The sequence below is a fragment of the Variovorax paradoxus genome (assembly GCF_902712855.1).
Classification (GTDB): Bacteria; Pseudomonadota; Gammaproteobacteria; order Burkholderiales; family Burkholderiaceae_C; genus Variovorax; species Variovorax paradoxus_Q.
On record NZ_LR743507.1, the window covers coordinates 3,459,631 to 3,475,411 of the forward strand.

14 protein-coding genes and 2 pseudogenes are annotated in these 15,781 nt (G+C 69.4%); 8 read left to right on the top strand and 8 right to left on the bottom strand.

Going from position 1 to position 15,781, the window contains the following annotated elements; translation table 11 throughout:
• Positions 1 to 8: 8 nt before the first annotated feature.
• Positions 9 to 167 (bottom strand): annotated as a pseudogene (locus tag AACL56_RS15765) (LysR substrate-binding domain-containing protein); the annotation flags it as partial.
• On the opposite strand from AACL56_RS15765, the pseudogene AACL56_RS15770 reads away from it, so the two are divergent.
• A pseudogene (locus AACL56_RS15770) lies at positions 168 to 669 on the top strand (hypothetical protein); the annotation flags it as partial. It lies immediately after the preceding pseudogene.
• On the opposite strand, the gene AACL56_RS15775 reads toward AACL56_RS15770, so the two are convergent.
• From AACL56_RS15775 to AACL56_RS15805, 7 genes are all read right to left on the bottom strand, one after another.
• Complete coding sequence (locus tag AACL56_RS15775; protein ID WP_339090747.1) at positions 650 to 790, bottom strand: hypothetical protein; 141 nt, start codon at positions 788 to 790, stop codon at positions 650 to 652. The pseudogene AACL56_RS15770 and the gene AACL56_RS15775 sit on opposite strands and share 20 nt — an antisense overlap.
• Positions 787 to 1,392 carry a class I SAM-dependent DNA methyltransferase gene (locus AACL56_RS15780; protein WP_339090748.1) on the bottom strand — a complete coding sequence of 202 codons (606 nt, stop codon included), beginning with the start codon at positions 1,390 to 1,392 and terminating at the stop codon, positions 787 to 789. Before AACL56_RS15780 ends, AACL56_RS15775 begins: the two co-directional genes overlap by 4 nt.
• Complete coding sequence (locus AACL56_RS15785; RefSeq protein WP_339090749.1) at positions 1,389 to 2,147, bottom strand: PIG-L deacetylase family protein; 759 nt, start codon at positions 2,145 to 2,147, stop codon at positions 1,389 to 1,391. Before AACL56_RS15785 ends, AACL56_RS15780 begins: the two co-directional genes overlap by 4 nt.
• Positions 2,135 to 3,169 carry an acyl-CoA dehydrogenase gene (locus AACL56_RS15790; protein WP_339090750.1) on the bottom strand — a complete coding sequence of 345 codons (1,035 nt, stop codon included), beginning with the start codon at positions 3,167 to 3,169 and terminating at the stop codon, positions 2,135 to 2,137. Before AACL56_RS15790 ends, AACL56_RS15785 begins: the two co-directional genes overlap by 13 nt.
• Before the next feature lie 409 nt (positions 3,170 to 3,578).
• Positions 3,579 to 4,169, bottom strand: a complete 591-nt coding sequence (locus tag AACL56_RS15795) for a DUF4304 domain-containing protein (protein ID WP_339090751.1) — start codon at positions 4,167 to 4,169, stop codon at positions 3,579 to 3,581.
• Positions 4,166 to 4,783 (bottom strand): alpha-ketoglutarate-dependent dioxygenase AlkB, encoded by a 618-nt coding sequence (locus tag AACL56_RS15800; RefSeq protein WP_339090752.1) that lies wholly within the window; start codon positions 4,781 to 4,783, stop codon positions 4,166 to 4,168. The genes AACL56_RS15795 and AACL56_RS15800 overlap by 4 nt, the downstream gene beginning before the upstream one ends.
• Positions 4,770 to 7,109 (bottom strand): ATP-dependent DNA helicase, encoded by a 2,340-nt coding sequence (locus tag AACL56_RS15805; RefSeq protein ID WP_339090753.1) that lies wholly within the window; start codon positions 7,107 to 7,109, stop codon positions 4,770 to 4,772. The genes AACL56_RS15800 and AACL56_RS15805 overlap by 14 nt, the downstream gene beginning before the upstream one ends.
• Before the next feature lie 168 nt (positions 7,110 to 7,277).
• Between AACL56_RS15805 and AACL56_RS15810 the strand changes: the two genes are divergently transcribed.
• From AACL56_RS15810 to AACL56_RS15840, 7 genes are all read left to right on the top strand, one after another.
• On the top strand, positions 7,278 to 10,763 hold the full coding sequence (locus AACL56_RS15810; protein WP_339090754.1) for a response regulator: 3,486 nt from the start codon (positions 7,278 to 7,280) through the stop codon (positions 10,761 to 10,763).
• Positions 10,760 to 11,629, top strand: coding sequence for a CheR family methyltransferase (locus tag AACL56_RS15815; protein ID WP_339090755.1), 870 nt, complete (start codon positions 10,760 to 10,762; stop codon positions 11,627 to 11,629). Before AACL56_RS15810 ends, AACL56_RS15815 begins: the two co-directional genes overlap by 4 nt.
• A complete protein-coding gene (locus AACL56_RS15820; RefSeq protein ID WP_339090756.1) occupies positions 11,626 to 12,231 on the top strand; it encodes a chemotaxis protein CheB in 606 nt (201 codons plus the stop codon). The genes AACL56_RS15815 and AACL56_RS15820 overlap by 4 nt, the downstream gene beginning before the upstream one ends.
• Entirely contained in the window at positions 12,221 to 13,453 is a 1,233-nt protein-coding gene (locus AACL56_RS15825; protein ID WP_339090757.1) for a hybrid sensor histidine kinase/response regulator, read from the top strand. Before AACL56_RS15820 ends, AACL56_RS15825 begins: the two co-directional genes overlap by 11 nt.
• Positions 13,454 to 13,528: 75 nt before the next feature.
• On the top strand, positions 13,529 to 13,891 hold the full coding sequence (locus AACL56_RS15830) for a response regulator (protein ID WP_339090758.1): 363 nt from the start codon (positions 13,529 to 13,531) through the stop codon (positions 13,889 to 13,891).
• Between the two features lie 187 nt (positions 13,892 to 14,078).
• Positions 14,079 to 14,813, top strand: coding sequence for a FadR/GntR family transcriptional regulator (locus AACL56_RS15835; protein ID WP_339090759.1), 735 nt, complete (start codon positions 14,079 to 14,081; stop codon positions 14,811 to 14,813).
• 124 nt (positions 14,814 to 14,937) lie between these two features.
• A complete protein-coding gene (locus tag AACL56_RS15840; protein WP_425337020.1) occupies positions 14,938 to 15,768 on the top strand; it encodes a substrate-binding periplasmic protein in 831 nt (276 codons plus the stop codon).
• The last annotated feature ends 13 nt before the right edge of the window (positions 15,769 to 15,781 follow it).

Here is a 15,781-nt window from a genome sequence, read left to right on the forward strand (position 1 = left end):
AGCAGGCCCGGCACTTCGGGCCACTGGCGCTCGACCACCACGGCCGCGTCGAGCTCGCCGCTCGTCACGTCCTGCATCAGTTGCATCTGCTCGCGCACGCGCAGTTCGACCTCGAGGTTGGGGTGCACCGACTTGAGTTGCGCCAGCGTGCTCGACAGCAGCCCCATGGCCTGAAGTCGTGCGCCATCGATGCGGGCCAGATCACGTCGAGCGACGCGCAGGAGCTCAGGAACGACCGCAACCTCGCGGTGCAGGCGCCGCCCGAGGCGATCAAGAACATGCTGCTGATCCAGACGCGCGACCCGCTGCTGAAGAACCAGAAGCTGCGCCAGGCCATCGCCGCCTCGCTGGTCGTTCAGCTACTCGTCGCGGCTGGACCCGGCCCTGAGCTACGAACAGTTCGCGGGCCCGAAGGACAAGCAATCTCGCAAGGTGTGGGAAGACCCGCAGGCGCTGAAGCTGATCGACGACAGCTTCACCGAGTCGGACCCGAAGAAGCGCCAGGCGCTCTTCGACCAGATCCACGCGCAGATGATCCAGCAGGTGCCCATGGTGATGCTGTTCAACGGCATCGATGCGTGGGCCGTGCGCAAGCGCGTGAGCGGCTTCGCGGTGTGGGAGGGCAAGCCGCGCCTGTGGGGCGTGTCGGTCACGGCAGCGCGCGGCTGATCGCGGGCAGCGGTACCAGCTCGTGTGCCAGCGACGCCACCATGGCGACCAGCGCGTCGCCGCAGCCGTCCATCGCCGATGCGCTCGCGCTCGTCGTGCGCGGAATGACGGCACCGGTCACCGGATGCCCTCACGTTGCGCCACCGAGCGGCCGTCGCGCGCCCAGACCTGCAGCACGAAGTCGTCCTCTTCGTGCAGCGCGAGCCGCGCAAGGCCGAGGCCCGACAGGATGCCGTGCACCTCGCGCGTGGAAAGGCTGCGCTGCGCGAAGTCGGGCGTCCAGTCGCAGGCGACCAGCGTGCCGTCGTCTTCCAGCGAGGCCTTGCAACACTCGGCCACGCGTTGCATGTCGCGGCGCTCGAAGAAGTAGCCGAGTTCGCTGAGCACGATCAGGTCGAAGCGGCCTGCGTCGCGCGGCCAGTCCATCGGCAGCGCATGGCGCGCCACCTGCACGTTCGCCCGCTCGCCGGTGCGCTTGCGGGCGAGCTCGACCGCGTGGGCCGAGAAGTCGCTGGCCAGCAGCTCGTCGCAGCGGTGCGACAACGCCAGCGTGAGCTCGCCGATGCCGCAGCCCGGCTCGTAGACGCGCCGGTAGCGCGGCTGCGGCAAGGCGGCCAGCAGCACGGCGCGCTTGCGCGCTTCGTACCAGCGCTCGCGCGAGGCATAGGGGTCGTCGCTGGCGGCGTAGAGTGCGTCGAAATAAGGGCGATGGGCGTCGCTCACAGGAACACCACCTCGTAGGGCCGTGCGGCCCGCTCGACGGTGGTGGCCCGCAGCACAGGGCCCGAGCCGGTCGAGGCGTCGCTTTCCAGCTGGCTGGTGAATGCCTTCACGGCCGCGCGCTTGCGACGCACGGCCTCCTCGCTCAGCGGCAAGCGGAAGGCATGGGCCCACGGCATGCGCTCGTCGCCCGGCCGCGACCAGTGCCACCCCCACACGGGCACTTCGACCAGCCGCGCGCCGGCACTTGCTGCAGCCAGTGCACAGGCCTCGCCCGTGACCTCGTGGTCGGGGTGGCCGTCCTGCCGCCAGGTGGTGAACACCACGTCGCGCGGGCGCAGCAGAGACACCAGACGAGCTGCCAGCAAGGCGCGGACCTCCTTCAACCCGCCGTCGGGCATGCCCAGGCGCGCGGGCTCGATCGACAGGCCCAGGCACCGCAGCGCCTTCAGGCTTTCGCGCGGCCTGGCCTGTGCGAGCCGTTCGGCGGTCCATTCGGTCGAGCCGCGATGGCTGGCGGTGCCGTCGGTCACGGCGATCACCTCGACCGGCGCGCCGATGTCGGCCAGCTGGGCCAGCAGCCCGCCGACCGAGAGCACCTCGTCGTCGGGATGCGGCGCCACAACCACCGCGCGCGCCCCCTCGGGCACCAGGTCGCAAAGATCGATGGCCGGCAGGCTGGCCAGGCCGGGCCAGCCATGCCATTCGGCCTCGGTGGTGCCTTCGCCCCGTATGGCGCGGCGCGCTACAGCGTCCATGGTGATGTGTCCTCTTTGTCGTCGTGGATGGCCTGCGCGCCGACCTGTTGGCCGAGTGCCGCCAGGTCGCGCTCGGCGTGACTCTGGCGCAGGAACACCGGCAGATCGGCCATGGCCCGTGCGAAGCGTGGGTCGCGGCACAAAGGCCCCGCGCCGACCGCGCGGCCAGCGTGATGCATGACTTCGTTGGCGGCCTGTTCGACCGCGAGGCGCACGCGCATCGCGACGCGCTGGGCGTTGGCTTGCGGATGCCGGTCGATCCATGCGGCCGATTCGCGCAGCAGCGCGGCGGCGCCGCCCAGCGCGACCTCGATGGCGCCGAGATGCGCGAAACGGTGTGCATCGGACTTCGGCCCGGAAAGCTCGCGCACCGTGCGCGCGATGCCCGACGCCCCGCCGAACCAGCAGGCGGCGATGCCCGCGCCGCCCTGCCAGAAACCGGGCCGGCGCACGTAGTCGCCGGGCTTGCCGATCTGCACGGCGTGCGCGCCGTCGAACCGCACATCGACGCTGGCGCTCCCGGCCATGCCGACCGCGTGCCAGCCCTCGCCGGTCACGCGCACGCCGGGCTGGTCCATGGCCACCGCGGCCAGGCAGGGCTCACCGGCGGCGTTCCAGCCGCTGAGCACGGCGTGCGTCACGCTGGCCGCACCGGAGCACCATGCCTTGGTGCCGGTCAGGCGGATGTCGCGTTGGCCGGCTGCTTCGAAGGTGACGCGCGCATCGGGCGGCTCGGCGCACCACGTGGCCCAGCGCGCACCCGTGGGCGTGTCAGGGGCGCCGCCGAGCTCGGCCATGATCGCGAGCGCGTCGGTGTGCCCCTCGAACAATTTGACCAGCGACATGTCGTGCGCCGCCACAGCCGCCAGCACTCGCCAGCGCGACAGCGTATGCCCTGCGCCGGGCCGCGGCAACCGGTCGATGCCGGCTGCGACAAGATGGTCGAGCGACAGGCCGCAGCCGTGCCGCAGCGCCAGGGAGACAAGGACATCGGCGGCTTCGGCAGGCGGGGCATCGTACATCTCCGCACCTTAGGCAGGCCGCGGGCGCAGCCGCGTCGGCAAGGTGCGTAGCGCGCTGTAGGAGCCCGGCCGCCGCGCGACCTGGAAGACGCCCGGGGTGGGCGCATTCCCACAGGGCGTGCTGCCGGGCGACACAGAACGGTTTCGTATCCCTCCCGCTTTCTTCCACCCCGCTCAAGGGCACCCCGTGACGAGTTCCAGCCAGCACCCCAACGCCCTCACGACCGACGAGCACGACGCAGTGAAGACCGGGCACAACAAGGCCGGCCGCCAGCCGGTCACAGGCAGGAACGAACCGCGCCGCACGCCCGAGAGCCGCAACGACCGCGAAAGCCAGGTCGGCGGCAGCAGCCAGTCGCGCAGGCGCGGCGCGGCGGCTGACCGCGCTGGCTCTTGGGTTGCACGAGGCTCAGCCTTGCAGCAGCCGGGCCAGTTCCGCCTTCAGGGCGGTCGCACGCTCGGGCGCGCGCGCCAGGCCGGCATTCACCAGCGCTTCTGCCCGCACGCGGTCGCCGAGCTGAACGGCGATCCGGCCCAGATGCAGTGCCGTGCGAGCGTGAATGCTGTTCGGATCGGTGTCGCGCAGCATCGTTTCGAAGCTCTGCGGATAGCTGCCGTGCCGGGCGAAGAACGCGCGGCCCGGGCCGGCCCACTCGCTCACGATGAATTCGACGCTCTCTTCGGCCTCCTCCGTGGATGCGCCGTAGGCCCATCCGAAGGCTTCACCGGGCGGAGGGTGCATCCGGTCGCGGAACACGCAGTGCGACTCCTCGATGTCCCAGGGCGCCACGTGGCCGCCACCCTCGGAGGGCAGGAAGTCGAGGTGCGCGCCCAGGTTCAGATAGCACGCCTTGCCGCCGCTCGCGCCCTGCACATTGAACACATGGATCACCGGGCCCTCGATCCGCCGCAGCGTCTGTCCCCGGGCCACGAAGCCCTCCGCCTTCAGCACCGGAAAAAGTTTCTTCTCGAGAAGCTTGAGGAAGGTGGCGCGGTTCATGGACGGGCTGTTCTCCGTGTACGCAAGGTGATCGAGTATCGCAACCCCGGCGTGGGCGCTATCGCGTGCTGCCATGCCCACCGCGCCGGTCCGCGCAGCACGTAGATCGAGCGCGGCTCGATCAGGAACTCGAGCGACGCCGGCCCCGAAGCGCTCGCACCGGGCACATAGGGCCTGAACTGCATCACGGCATCGGTGTGAAGCGAGACGCCGACGATCTCCTCGAAGTCGGGCACGTCGCGATGCCAGCCCAGCGGCGTGCCGGGCCGGTATTCGGCAATGAGCGCGTGGGTGAGATCCCCGGGTGCGACGCCGGCCCAGGCGGCCGCCTTGTCGCGCAACGGGTGCAGCACCTCGGGCATCGGCGCGCCGGGCTTCAGCCGGTTCGTGTCGAAGTCGTAGCTGCCGCCGAAGCCGATGCCGCGCCGCTTCGCCGTGTATTCCTTGTAGCGCATCTCCCTGAGCGGCAGGCCCTGCACGATGCGCAGCAGCCCGGCCTCTTCCTCGCGCGAGAGAAAGCCGTTCTCGTAGCGCAGCCCTTCGATGGCCGCGGCGGGCGCCTCGCCGAACAGGTCCGGCTGGCCGGCGTGCTCGAGACGCCTAGCGGTACGCATCGGCATCCTCCCCACGATCCCCATGCATGCCCGCCAGCTGCACATGCCACCAGCGCGGCAGCAGTTCGCGTATCTCGGCCCGCGCGAAGCGGTCGTCGAGCAGGTGCAGCACGCCGCGGTCTTCCTCGGTGCGGATCACGCGGCCGGCGGCCTGCACCACCTTCTGCAGGCCCGGATACAGGTAGGTGTACTCGTAGCCCTTGCCGAAGCGCGCCTGCATGCGCTCGCGCGTGATCTCGTTGAGCTCGTTGTACTGCGGCAGACCCAGGCTGGCCACGAACGCGCCGATCAGCCGGCTGCCCGGCAGGTCGATGCCCTCGCCGAAGGCGCCGCCGAGCACCGCGAAGCCGATTCCGCGGCCGTCCTTCTCGAAGCGCGCGATGAAGTCGTGCCGGTCGGCCTCGCGCATGCCGCGCGTCTGCGTCCAGACCGGCACGCCGGGGTGCCGCAGCGAGAACGCCGCACACGCCTTCTCGAGGTAGTCGAAGCTGCTGAAGAAGGCCAGGTAGTTGCCCGGCATGCGCTCGAACTGTGCACCGATGATGTCCGCCACGTTGCGCAGCGACCCCGCGCGGTCGCGAAAGCGCGTCGACACGTGCGTGGCCACCTCCACCCGCAGTTGCCGGCTGTGGAACGGCGAGGCCACGTCGAGCAGCGCGGTGTCCTCGGGCAGGCCGAGCGCGTCGCGGTAGAACGCGAACGGCGACAGCGTGCCGGAGAAGCAGGTGACCGACACGGCGTGCCCGAAGCGCGTCTCGAGGAACGGCGCCGGCACGAGGTTGCGGATGGCCAGCGAGCGCTGCGCCTGGGTATCGCCCAGCGTCCGCTCGAACACCGAGTGGTCGCCGAAGGCCTCGGCCAGCCGCGCGAAATGCAGGGCGTCGAAGAAGAAGCGCTGCAGCGGCCCCTGCGAAGCGTCGGGCGTGGCCGCGAAATATTCGGCCATGGCGGTGTTGGCGGCCTGCAGGGTGCGCAGGAAACGCTCGGGAATCTCCTCGGCGGTTTCGTAGGCGGCCTGCTGCGACTGCTGCACCGCGTCCCATTCGCGGAAAAGCCGCGCCAGCGGGCCGCGCAAGGCGGCGGGCGCCACGCGGTGCGCCTCCTCGAGTGCGGCGCCATCGAGCGCCGCGGTGTACATGCCGCGCGCGCGCTCCAGCAGGTTGTGCGCCTCGTCGACCAGCACGGCCGCGCGCCAGTCGGCCTCGCGCATGGTGGCGTAGAGGAAGGCGCTGCTGTCGAAGTAGTAGTTGTAGTCGCCGACCAGGGCGTCGGCCCAGTGGCTCATTTCCTGGGCGAGGAAATAGGGGCAGACCTCGTGCGCCAGCGCGATGTCGCGCAGCGCCTGGCGATCGAGCCAGGCCACCTGCGCGGCCTGCTCGCGCGCGGCCGGCAGCCGGTCGTAGAAGCCCCTGGCCAGGGGGCAGGCCTCGCCGTGGCAGGCGCGGTCGGGATACTCGCAGACCTTCTCGCGCGCCGCGAGCTCGAGCACGCGCAGCCTGCCCTGCCCCCGCCCCTTGTCGAGCACCCGCAGGGCGTCGAGCGCCACCGGCCGTCCCGAGGTCTTGGCGGTAAGGAAGAAGATCTTGTCGATCTTGCGCGCGGCGCGCGCCTTGAGCAGCGGGAACAGCGTGGCGAGCGTCTTGCCGATGCCGGTCGGTGCCTGCGTCATCAGACAGCGCCCGCCCACGGCAGCCCGGTACACCGCCTCGGCCAGTTCGCGCTGCCCCGCGCGGAAGTCGCGGTACGGAAATTCGAGGCCGGCGAGCGTGGCGTCGAGCGACGCGCGGTGCGCCGCCTCGGCGGTGGCCCACGCGCTGTAGCGGGCGCAAAGCTGTTCGAAATGCGCACGCAGCGTCTCGCGGGAGTGCGACTCCTCGAGCACGGTTTCGTCGCCGGTGGCGAGGTCGAGATAGACCAGCGCCACGGTCATTTCCTCGTGCCCGTCCTGTTCGCAGAGCATCCAGCCGTAGGTGCGCGCCTGGGCCCAGTGCAGCGCGCGATGGTTGCCGCGGATGGCGTCGAAGTCGCCGCGGAAGGTCTTGATTTCCTCCACGCGGCGCCTGCGCGCTTCGTATCCGTCGGCCCGGCCGCGAACCCGCAGCGTGCCGCAGGTCGTCTCGAGCCCGACTTCGCAGGCGTAGTGCTCGGGGTCGCGCCGGTGCTGCACCATCGCATGGCCGGCCATGCCCTCCAGCGCGCTGGGCGCGGGCACGAAGCGCAGGTCCAGATCGCCTGCCTTCGCGCCGAAGGCGCACAGTGCCTTGACGGAAACGGCGTGCGGAGCGGCGCCGGCCGTGCCTGACGGGGTGGAGGGTTCGGGAGCCATCTCGCTTGGGGCTGTATGAAAGTACAGTATAACGAGCGACCCCGCAGGCCGCGCACCTCGCCGGCAACGGCTTGCAGCGGCCTCTCCCGCGTCGGACGGGGCGTTCTCCGACAGGCCCACCGGCGTTTATCGGCAAAACTTGACAAGTTTTGCTTACAAATGCGACCGATGAACACTCCCACCGCGATCGACCCCGATGCCTTCGAGCGACTACTGAGCCGCAACATCAAGCTGCCCCTGATCGGCGGCGTCTTCGGCGCCGTGGTGTTCGTCGGGCTGATCCTCTTCCTCCTCAACACCATCGGCTGGGTCGAGCACACCGACCGCGTCGCCCGCGCGGCCAGCGAACTGCAACGCCAGGGCATCGACATGGAAACCGGCATGCGCGGCTTCCTGATCACCGGCGACGAGAGTTTCCTCGAGCCCTACCAGAGCGCCGCGCCCCGCATCAAGGGCGACACCGAAGCGCTGCGCGCCCTGGTGTCGGACAACCGGCAGCAGGTCGAGCGCGTCAACCGCATCGCGGCCATCCAGGCGACCTGGCTGGAGTTCGCGCGCAGCCTGATCGCCGCGCGCCGCGCCGGTGAAGACGCCCAGGTGCAGGTGCGGCTGGGCCGCGGCAAGCGGCTGACCGACGACATGCGCGCCGAGTTCACCGCGTTCATGGACACCGAGCAGACGCTGCGCTTCCAGCGCAACAACGACGCCAACCGCACCGCCTGGTGGGTCGTGGGGCTGTTCCTGCTGTTCACGGTGGGCTTCACCGGGCTGGTGGCGTATTTCGGGCGGCGGCAGCTGGTGCGGCTGTCCGACAGCTACGACGTGGTGCTGAAGGAGCAGGCGGCCCACACCGACCGTCTCGCACACGAGGCCTGGCTGCGCAGCGCACAGACGGAACTGGTAGGCGAACTCGTCGGCGAACTGAGCGCGTCCGACATGGGCCGCAAGATCCTCGCCTTCTTCTCGCGCCACCTGGGCACCGCCGTGGGCGCGATGTACGTGCGAGAGCGGCAGGGCCCGCTGCGCCGTGCAGCGAGCTACGGATTCTCGAGCGCGGCCGAGGCGTCGCCGCAGGTGTTCTCGCCCACCGAGAGCCTGATCGGCCAAGCTGCGGCCGAGCGCCGCCGCATGCTGGTCGACCCGATCGACGCCGACTACCTCAAGGTCAATTCGGGCCTGGGCCAGATGGCGCCCAAGGCGGTGCTGCTGCTGCCGGTGGCCAGCAACGGCATGGTCAACGGCGTGATCGAACTCGGCCTCGCCGGGCCGCTGGACGATCGCTGCAACCAGCTGCTGGATGTGGTGTCCGACGACATCGGCACCTCGCTGGCGGCCGCGCGCTACCGCGAACAGTTGCAGGACGTGCTGGCCGAGACGCAGCAGCTCAACGAAGAGCTGCAGGTGCAGCAGGAAGAACTGCGCACCGCCAACGAAGAACTCGAAGAACAATCGCGCGCGCTGCGCGCCTCGCAGGCCATGCTGGAGAACCAGCAGGCCGAACTCGAGCAGACCAACAGCCAGCTGTCGGAACGCACCGAGGCGCTCGACCAGCGCAACACCGCCCTGCGCCGCGTGCAGCGCGACCTCGAGGACCGTGCCGACGAACTGCAGCGCGCGAGCCGCTACAAGTCGGAGTTCCTGGCGAACATGTCCCACGAGCTGCGCACGCCGCTGAACAGCGCACTCATCCTGGCCAAGCTGCTGGGCGACAACCCGCAGGGCAACCTCACGCTCGAGCAGGTGAAGTTCGCGGAGTCGATCTATTCGTCGGGCAACGACCTGCTGGTGCTGATCAACGACATCCTGGACATCGCGAAGGTCGAGGCCGGCAAGCTCGAAGTGGTGACCGAGGACGTTCGCCTCAACAAACTGGCGCAGAGCCTCGAGAACACCTTCAGCCCGCTGGCGATGCAGAAGAACCTGAGCTTCCGCCTCGAGGTGCGTCCCGACGCGCCGGCCACGCTGGTTACCGACCGGCAACGCGTGGAGCAGATCCTGAAGAACCTGCTGTCGAACGCGCTGAAGTTCACCGACCGCGGTGAAGTGTCGCTGGTGGTGTCGCCGGCGCCGGACGGCGGCGCGGTGTTCGCGGTGTCCGACTCGGGCATCGGCATCGACCCCGACCAGCACGAGCTGATCTTCGAAGCCTTCCGCCAGGCCGACGGCACCACCAGCCGCCGCTACGGCGGCACCGGCCTGGGCCTGTCCATCTCGCGCGACCTCACCCAGCTGCTGGGCGGCGCGCTCACCGTGGAAAGCACGCCGGGCAAGGGCAGCACCTTCCTGCTGGAGCTGCCCGCCAAGGCGCCGCAGGCGTCCGCAACGGCGTCGTCGACGCCCCACCAGCCTTCGGTCGCCTACACGCCCCGGCCGCTGGTGCCCCAAAACGCACCGCTCGCGCCGCAGCCGCCCTCCCCGGTGCCGGCGCCGCAGTTCGCCGACGACCGCTCCATTCCGCGCGACCAGGTGCGCCGCGTGCTGGTGATCGAGGACGAGCCGCAGTTCGCGCACATCCTCTACGACCTCGCGCACGAACTCGGCTACCGCTGCCTGGTGGCGCACGGCGCGGCCGACGGTTTCGAGCTGGCCACGCAATTCCTGCCCGACGCCATCCTGCTCGACATGCGCCTGCCCGACAGCACCGGCCTCGACGTGCTGCAGCGCCTGAAGGATTCGCCCCACACGCGCCACATCCCGATCCACGTGGTGTCCGCCGCCGAGAACGCGCAGGGCGCGGCGCTGCAGATGGGCGCCGTCGGCTATGCGCTGAAGCCCGCCACGCGCGACGAACTCATGAAGGTGTTCGGCCGGCTGGAGGAAAAGCTGACGCAGAAGGTCAAGGTCGTGCTGCTGGTGGAGGACGACGAGCTGCAGCGCGAGAGCGTCATCAAGCTGATCGGCGACGACGACATCGAGATCGTGGCCGTGGGTTCGGGCGAAGAGGCGCTGGAGCTGCTGCGCACGCGCGTGTTCGACTGCATGATCACCGACCTGAAGCTGCCGGACATGCAGGGCAGCGAGCTGCTCAAGGCCATGGCCGCCGAAGAGATCGTGTCGTTCCCGCCGGTCATCGTGTACACCGGGCGCAACCTGACGCGCGACGAGGAGACCGAGCTGCAGCGCTATTCGCGCTCGATCATCATCAAGGGCGCGCGCTCGCCCGAACGCCTGCTCGACGAGGTGACGCTGTTCCTGCACAAGGTGGAGGCCGAGCTGTCGAGCGAGCGCCAGGGCATGCTGAAGACGGCGCGCGGGCGCGACCGCATCTTCGAGGGCCGCACCATCCTGCTGGTGGACGACGACGTGCGCAACATCTTCGCGCTCACCAGCGCGCTCGAGCAGCGCGGCGCCATCGTCGAGATCGGCCGCAACGGCCGCGAGGCGCTCGAGAAGCTCGACCAGGTCGGCGACATCGACCTTGTCCTGATGGACGTCATGATGCCGGAGATGGACGGCCTGGAGGCCACGCGCCGGCTGCGCACCGACCCGCGCTTCGAGAAGATGCCGGTGATCGCCATCACCGCCAAGGCCACCAAGGACGACCGCGAGCAATGCCTGGCCGCCGGCGCCAACGACTACCTGGCCAAGCCGGTCGACCTGGAGCGGCTGTTCTCGCTGCTGCGCGTGTGGATGCCGAAGATGGAGCGCCTGTGAACCGGCCGCCGATCACGTCGTCTTCCGCCAAGCCGCCGCCGCTGCATCCGCTCAGCGACACGGAGATCGAGCTGCGCCTGCTGATGGAGGCGATCTACCTCAAGTACAGCTACGACTTCCGCAACTACACCGTGGCCTCGCAGAAGCGCCGCGTGCTGCATGCGCTCGACCAGCTCGGCCTGCCGAGCATCTCGGCGCTGCAGGAGCGCGTGCTGCGCGAGCCGGCGCTGTTCGGGCGGCTGCTGCAGTTCCTCACCATCCCGGTGAGCGAGATGTTCCGCGACCCGTCTTACTTTCTTGCGCTGCGCCAGCACGTGGTGCCGATCCTGCACACCTACCCTTCGGTCAAGGTGTGGGTGGCGGGCTGCAGCACCGGCGAGGAAGTGTTCTCGCTGGCCATCCTGCTGCGCGAGGAAGGGCTGCTCGAGCGCACGCAGATCTACGCCACCGACATCAATCCGGCATCGCTCGAAAAAGCGCGCCAGGGCATCTTTCCGCTGGAGGCGATCCGCGGCTACACGGTGAACTACCAGCGCGCGGGCGGACGCAGCGCCTTCTCCGACTACTACACCGCCGCCTACGAGGCCGCGCGCTTCGACCCGTCGCTGTGCGCCGACGTGATCTTCGCCGACCACAGCCTGGCCACCGACAGCGTGTTCGCCGAAACGCAGCTGGTGTCGTGCCGCAACGTGCTCATCTACTTCAACCGGCAGCTGCAGGACCGCGCGCTGGGGCTGTTCCACGAGTCGCTGTCGCACCGCGGCTTCCTGGGGCTGGGTTCGAAGGAAAGCATCGACTTCTCGGGCTACTCCGACCGCTTCGCGCCGCACGCGCGCGCCGAGCGCATCTACCGGAAGGCCACATGACGCGGCCGTTGCGAATGCCCAAGTCGAGGCAGGTGGATGCCGTGGTGCTCGGCGCCTCGGCCGGCGGCATCGATGCGCTCAGCACGTTGCTGCACGAGCTGCCCGCAACCTGGAAGCTGCCGATGGCGGTGGTGCTGCACCTGCCCGAGGACCACGAGAGCCACCTGGCCCAGATCTTCGCGCAACGCCTGCCGATCGCCGTGCACGAAGCCGCCGACAAGATGCCGCTGGCCGCGGGCAGCCTGTACTTCGCGCCGCCCGGCTACCATCTGTCGATCGAGCGCGAACGCACGTTCTCGCTGAGCTGCGAGCCGCCGGTGCTGTTTTCGCGCCCGTCGATCGACGTGCTCATGGCCTCGGCCGCCGACGCCTACGGCCCTGCACTGGCAGGCTTCCTGCTCACCGGCGCCAACGACGACGGCGCCGAGGGCCTGCTCCGCATCCATCTGGCCGGCGGCCTGACCGCCGTCCAGGAACCGAAAGAAGCCCAGATTCCCACCATGCCCCAAGCCGCCATCGCGCGACACGCCCCCGACTACGTGCTCCCGCTGCGCGAACTGCGCGAGCTGCTGCTGCAACTGGAGGCCGTCCATGAACATTGACATCGAAAGCAAGCTGCTGATCGTCGATGACCTGCCGGAGAACCTGCTGGCGCTCGAGGCGCTGATCCGCGCGCCGGGCCGCGTGGTGTACCGGGCCGCCTCGGCCGAGGCGGCGCTGGCGCTGCTGCTGGAGCATGAGTTCGCCCTGGCCATCGTCGACGTGCAGATGCCCGGCATGAACGGCTTCGAGCTGGCCGAGCTGATGCGCGGCACCGAGCGCACGCGGCATATCCCCATCATCTTCGTGAGCGCCGCCGGGCGCGAGCTGAACTACGCCTTCCAGGGCTACGAGAGCGGTGCGGTCGACTTCCTGCACAAGCCGCTCGACCCGCACGCGGTGGTCAGCAAGGTGAACGTGTTCGTCGACCTGCACCGGCACCGCAAGGCGCTGCGCCACGAGATGGACCAGCTCGCGGCCGCGCACCAGACGCAGGAAGAACTGGTGCAGCAGCTGCAGCACACGCAGCGCGAGCTGGAGCGCGCGGTGCGCATGCGCGACGACTTCATGTCGATGGTGTCGCACGAGCTGCGCACGCCGCTGAACACGCTCTACCTCGAGGCCCAGTTGCGGCAGTTGCACCTGTCCAGGGGCAACCTGGCCAACTTCGCGCCCGAGCGGCTTCCCGCCATGATCGAGCGCGACCAGCGCCAGGTCCGCAACATGGTGCGCCTGATCGACGACATGCTCGACGTGACGCGCATGCGCCGCGACGCACTGTCGATCCAGACCAAGCCGGTGGACCTTGCCGCGCTCGCACGCGCAGTGGTCGAAAGCCTGCGGCAGCAGGCCGAGGCGGCGGGCTCCGTCATCGAACTCGAAGTGCCGTCCGAACTGCGCGGCGTATGGGACGAGTTCCGCATCGAGCAGGTGCTGACCAACCTGCTGACCAATGCCCTGCGCTACGGCGGCGGCAAGCCTGTGGAGATGGTGGTGCGCGAAACCGGCGGCCGGGCGCAGGTGTCGGTGCGCGACCAGGGCATCGGCATTGCACCCGAGGACCACGCGCGCATCTTCGAGCAGTTCGAGCGCACCGACAGCAGCCGCAAGCACGCGGCCGGGCTGGGGCTGGGGCTGTACATCACGCGAAAGATCGTGAGCCTGCACGGCGGGCAGATCAGCGTGGAGAGTGCGGCCGGCGAGGGCTCGCGGTTCGTCGTCGAGCTGCCGCTGCACGCGAGCGATGCGGGCGTGGAAGCCGATCCCGAATCCGTCAATCCGTAGGCTTGCTCCTACGACGCGGCCGGGAGCGGGCCGCGATACTGCTCCATTCGACTTACCAAGAAAAGAAGGTTTCCAGTGAACGTGCTGATCGTGGACGACAACGAAGCTGCGGCCGACCTGTTGCAGGAACTGTTGACCTTGCAGGACCACACGGCGCGCTGCACCTACACGGCGCAACAGGCGCTGGACGCGGCGGCGGTGGAAAGCTTCGACGCCGCGCTGATCGACCTCACGCTGCCCGACTTTCCCGGCACCGAGGTGGCCCGCCGGCTGCGCGAAAGCACGGCCGAAGGCACGCCGAAGCTGCTGGTCGCCATCTCCGGGTTCTCGGCGCAGGATGCGGGCGGCCACTCGGCCGAAGGCCTGTTCGACCACCACCTTCAGAAGCCGATCGACATCGACAAGCTCGACCGCATCCTGGCGCAGGCGGCGTCCTGACGCCCCGCCCGCCTTCTTCGCACTGAGCGCGGCGGCGCGCTCTCCTTCCTCCGCCTCCCTCTTACCCCGTTTTCGTGATAGCGCCCTGGCGGCGCGGCGTGAGCCTGCGCTACGCATGAGCCTGCAGGTCTACTGGTAAACCACGAGGCCAGAATTGGTGAACCACTTTTAGACTGGCTCACCAATCATGGCCACGCTCACCGAATCCCCTTTCATCCAGGCTTCCGAGCCGGAATCCGACCGCTCGTACCAGAAGCTCGCGGCACGCATCGCCGAGCTGATCCGCAGCGGCGAATTCAAAGTGGGCGACCGCCTGCCGTCGGAACGCGCACTGGCCGAGCGCTTCAACGTGAGCCGCACGCTGGTGCGCGAGGCGATCATCGTGCTGGAGATCCAGGGCGCGGTCGAAGTGCGCGGCGGCTCGGGCATCTATATCTGCGCTCCGGTGGCCGGCACGGCGTCGGCGCCCGCTTCCGGCTACACCCTGCCGCCCGGACCCGGCCCCTTCGAGCTGCTGCGCGCGCGCAGCCTGATCGAATCGGAAATCGCCTCGGTCGCTGCCGAGAACCGCAAGGACAGCGACATCGACCGCATCTACGCGGCGCTGGCCGCCATGCGCGAGCACATGCAGGACAAGGCAGCCAACGAAGCCGCCGACCGGCTGTTTCACCTGCGCATCGCCGAGTCGACCGGCAACAGCGTGCTGCTGCAGATGGTCACGGCGCTGTGGGACCACACCAAGGCACCGATCTGGTCGCAGATGGAGGCGCACTTCCACACGCCGGACCTGCGCCGCGCCTCGCAGGACGACCACCAGCGCGTGTTCAACGCGCTGCTCGAACGCAACCCCGCCGAAGCCCGCGCCGCGATGCGCGCGCACATCGACCGCGTGATCGCGGAGTTCGCGCAGGCCTGGCGCTGACGCCGACGGCGCACCCGCCGCGACGACACCCGCGATGCCCCGACGGCGCCAGCGCGTCCCCTCTTTCGTTGTTCCCGCCGCCCGATCCGGGCCTTACCCAAAACCACAGAACTGGAGACAGAAGATGACGACTACGAAGACCCTGCTCGCCGCCCTCATGGCTGCGGCGTTCGTCGGCCACGCCGCCGCGCAGACCGTGCCGGTGCCCGCGCCCGGCACCAGCGCGCGCATCGACGCCATCAAGAAGGCCGGCGTGCTGCGTGCGGCCGTGCTGTCGAATCCGCCGTGGCTGATCGAGAACACCACCGGTTCGGGCGACGCATGGGCCGGTCCGGCGTGGCTGCTGGCCAACGAGGTGGCGAAGCAACTCGGCGTGAAGCTGCAGGCCGTGCCGGTGTCGCACGAGACCAAGGTGCCGGTGCTGGCGTCGAACCAGGCGGACATGACGATCTCCCCGCTGTCGGTGACGCCCGAGCGGCTGAAGGTGGTCGACTTCGTGACCTACTCGCGCACCGCGCTGTGCGTGTTCGGCCGCGCCGACAACCCGAAGGTGGCCAACGCCAAGTCGATCGACGAGTTCAACAACCCGAACGTCACGGTGGCCTACTTCACCGGCGGCGGCGAGGAAAACTGGGTGAAGAAGCGCTTCCCCAACGCCAAGCTGCGCGGCGTGTCCACCGCGGGCACCGCCGCACCGGTCGAAGAGATCATGGCCAAGCGCGCCGACGTGACGCCCATCAACCGCGTGCCATGGCAGGCGCTCAACCGCAAGGTGAAGGGCCTGAAGGCGCTGCCGGACGGCAACAACTGCCAGGACTCCACCGAGATGGCCACGCCCATCGGCCTCGCGATCGACAAGAACCAGCCCGAGTACCTGAACTGGCTCAAGGCGGTCAACGACCAGATGAAGCCCAAGCTCGACGCGGACGAAGCGCGAATCATCAACGCGATGTGAGCTCCGGCCCCGG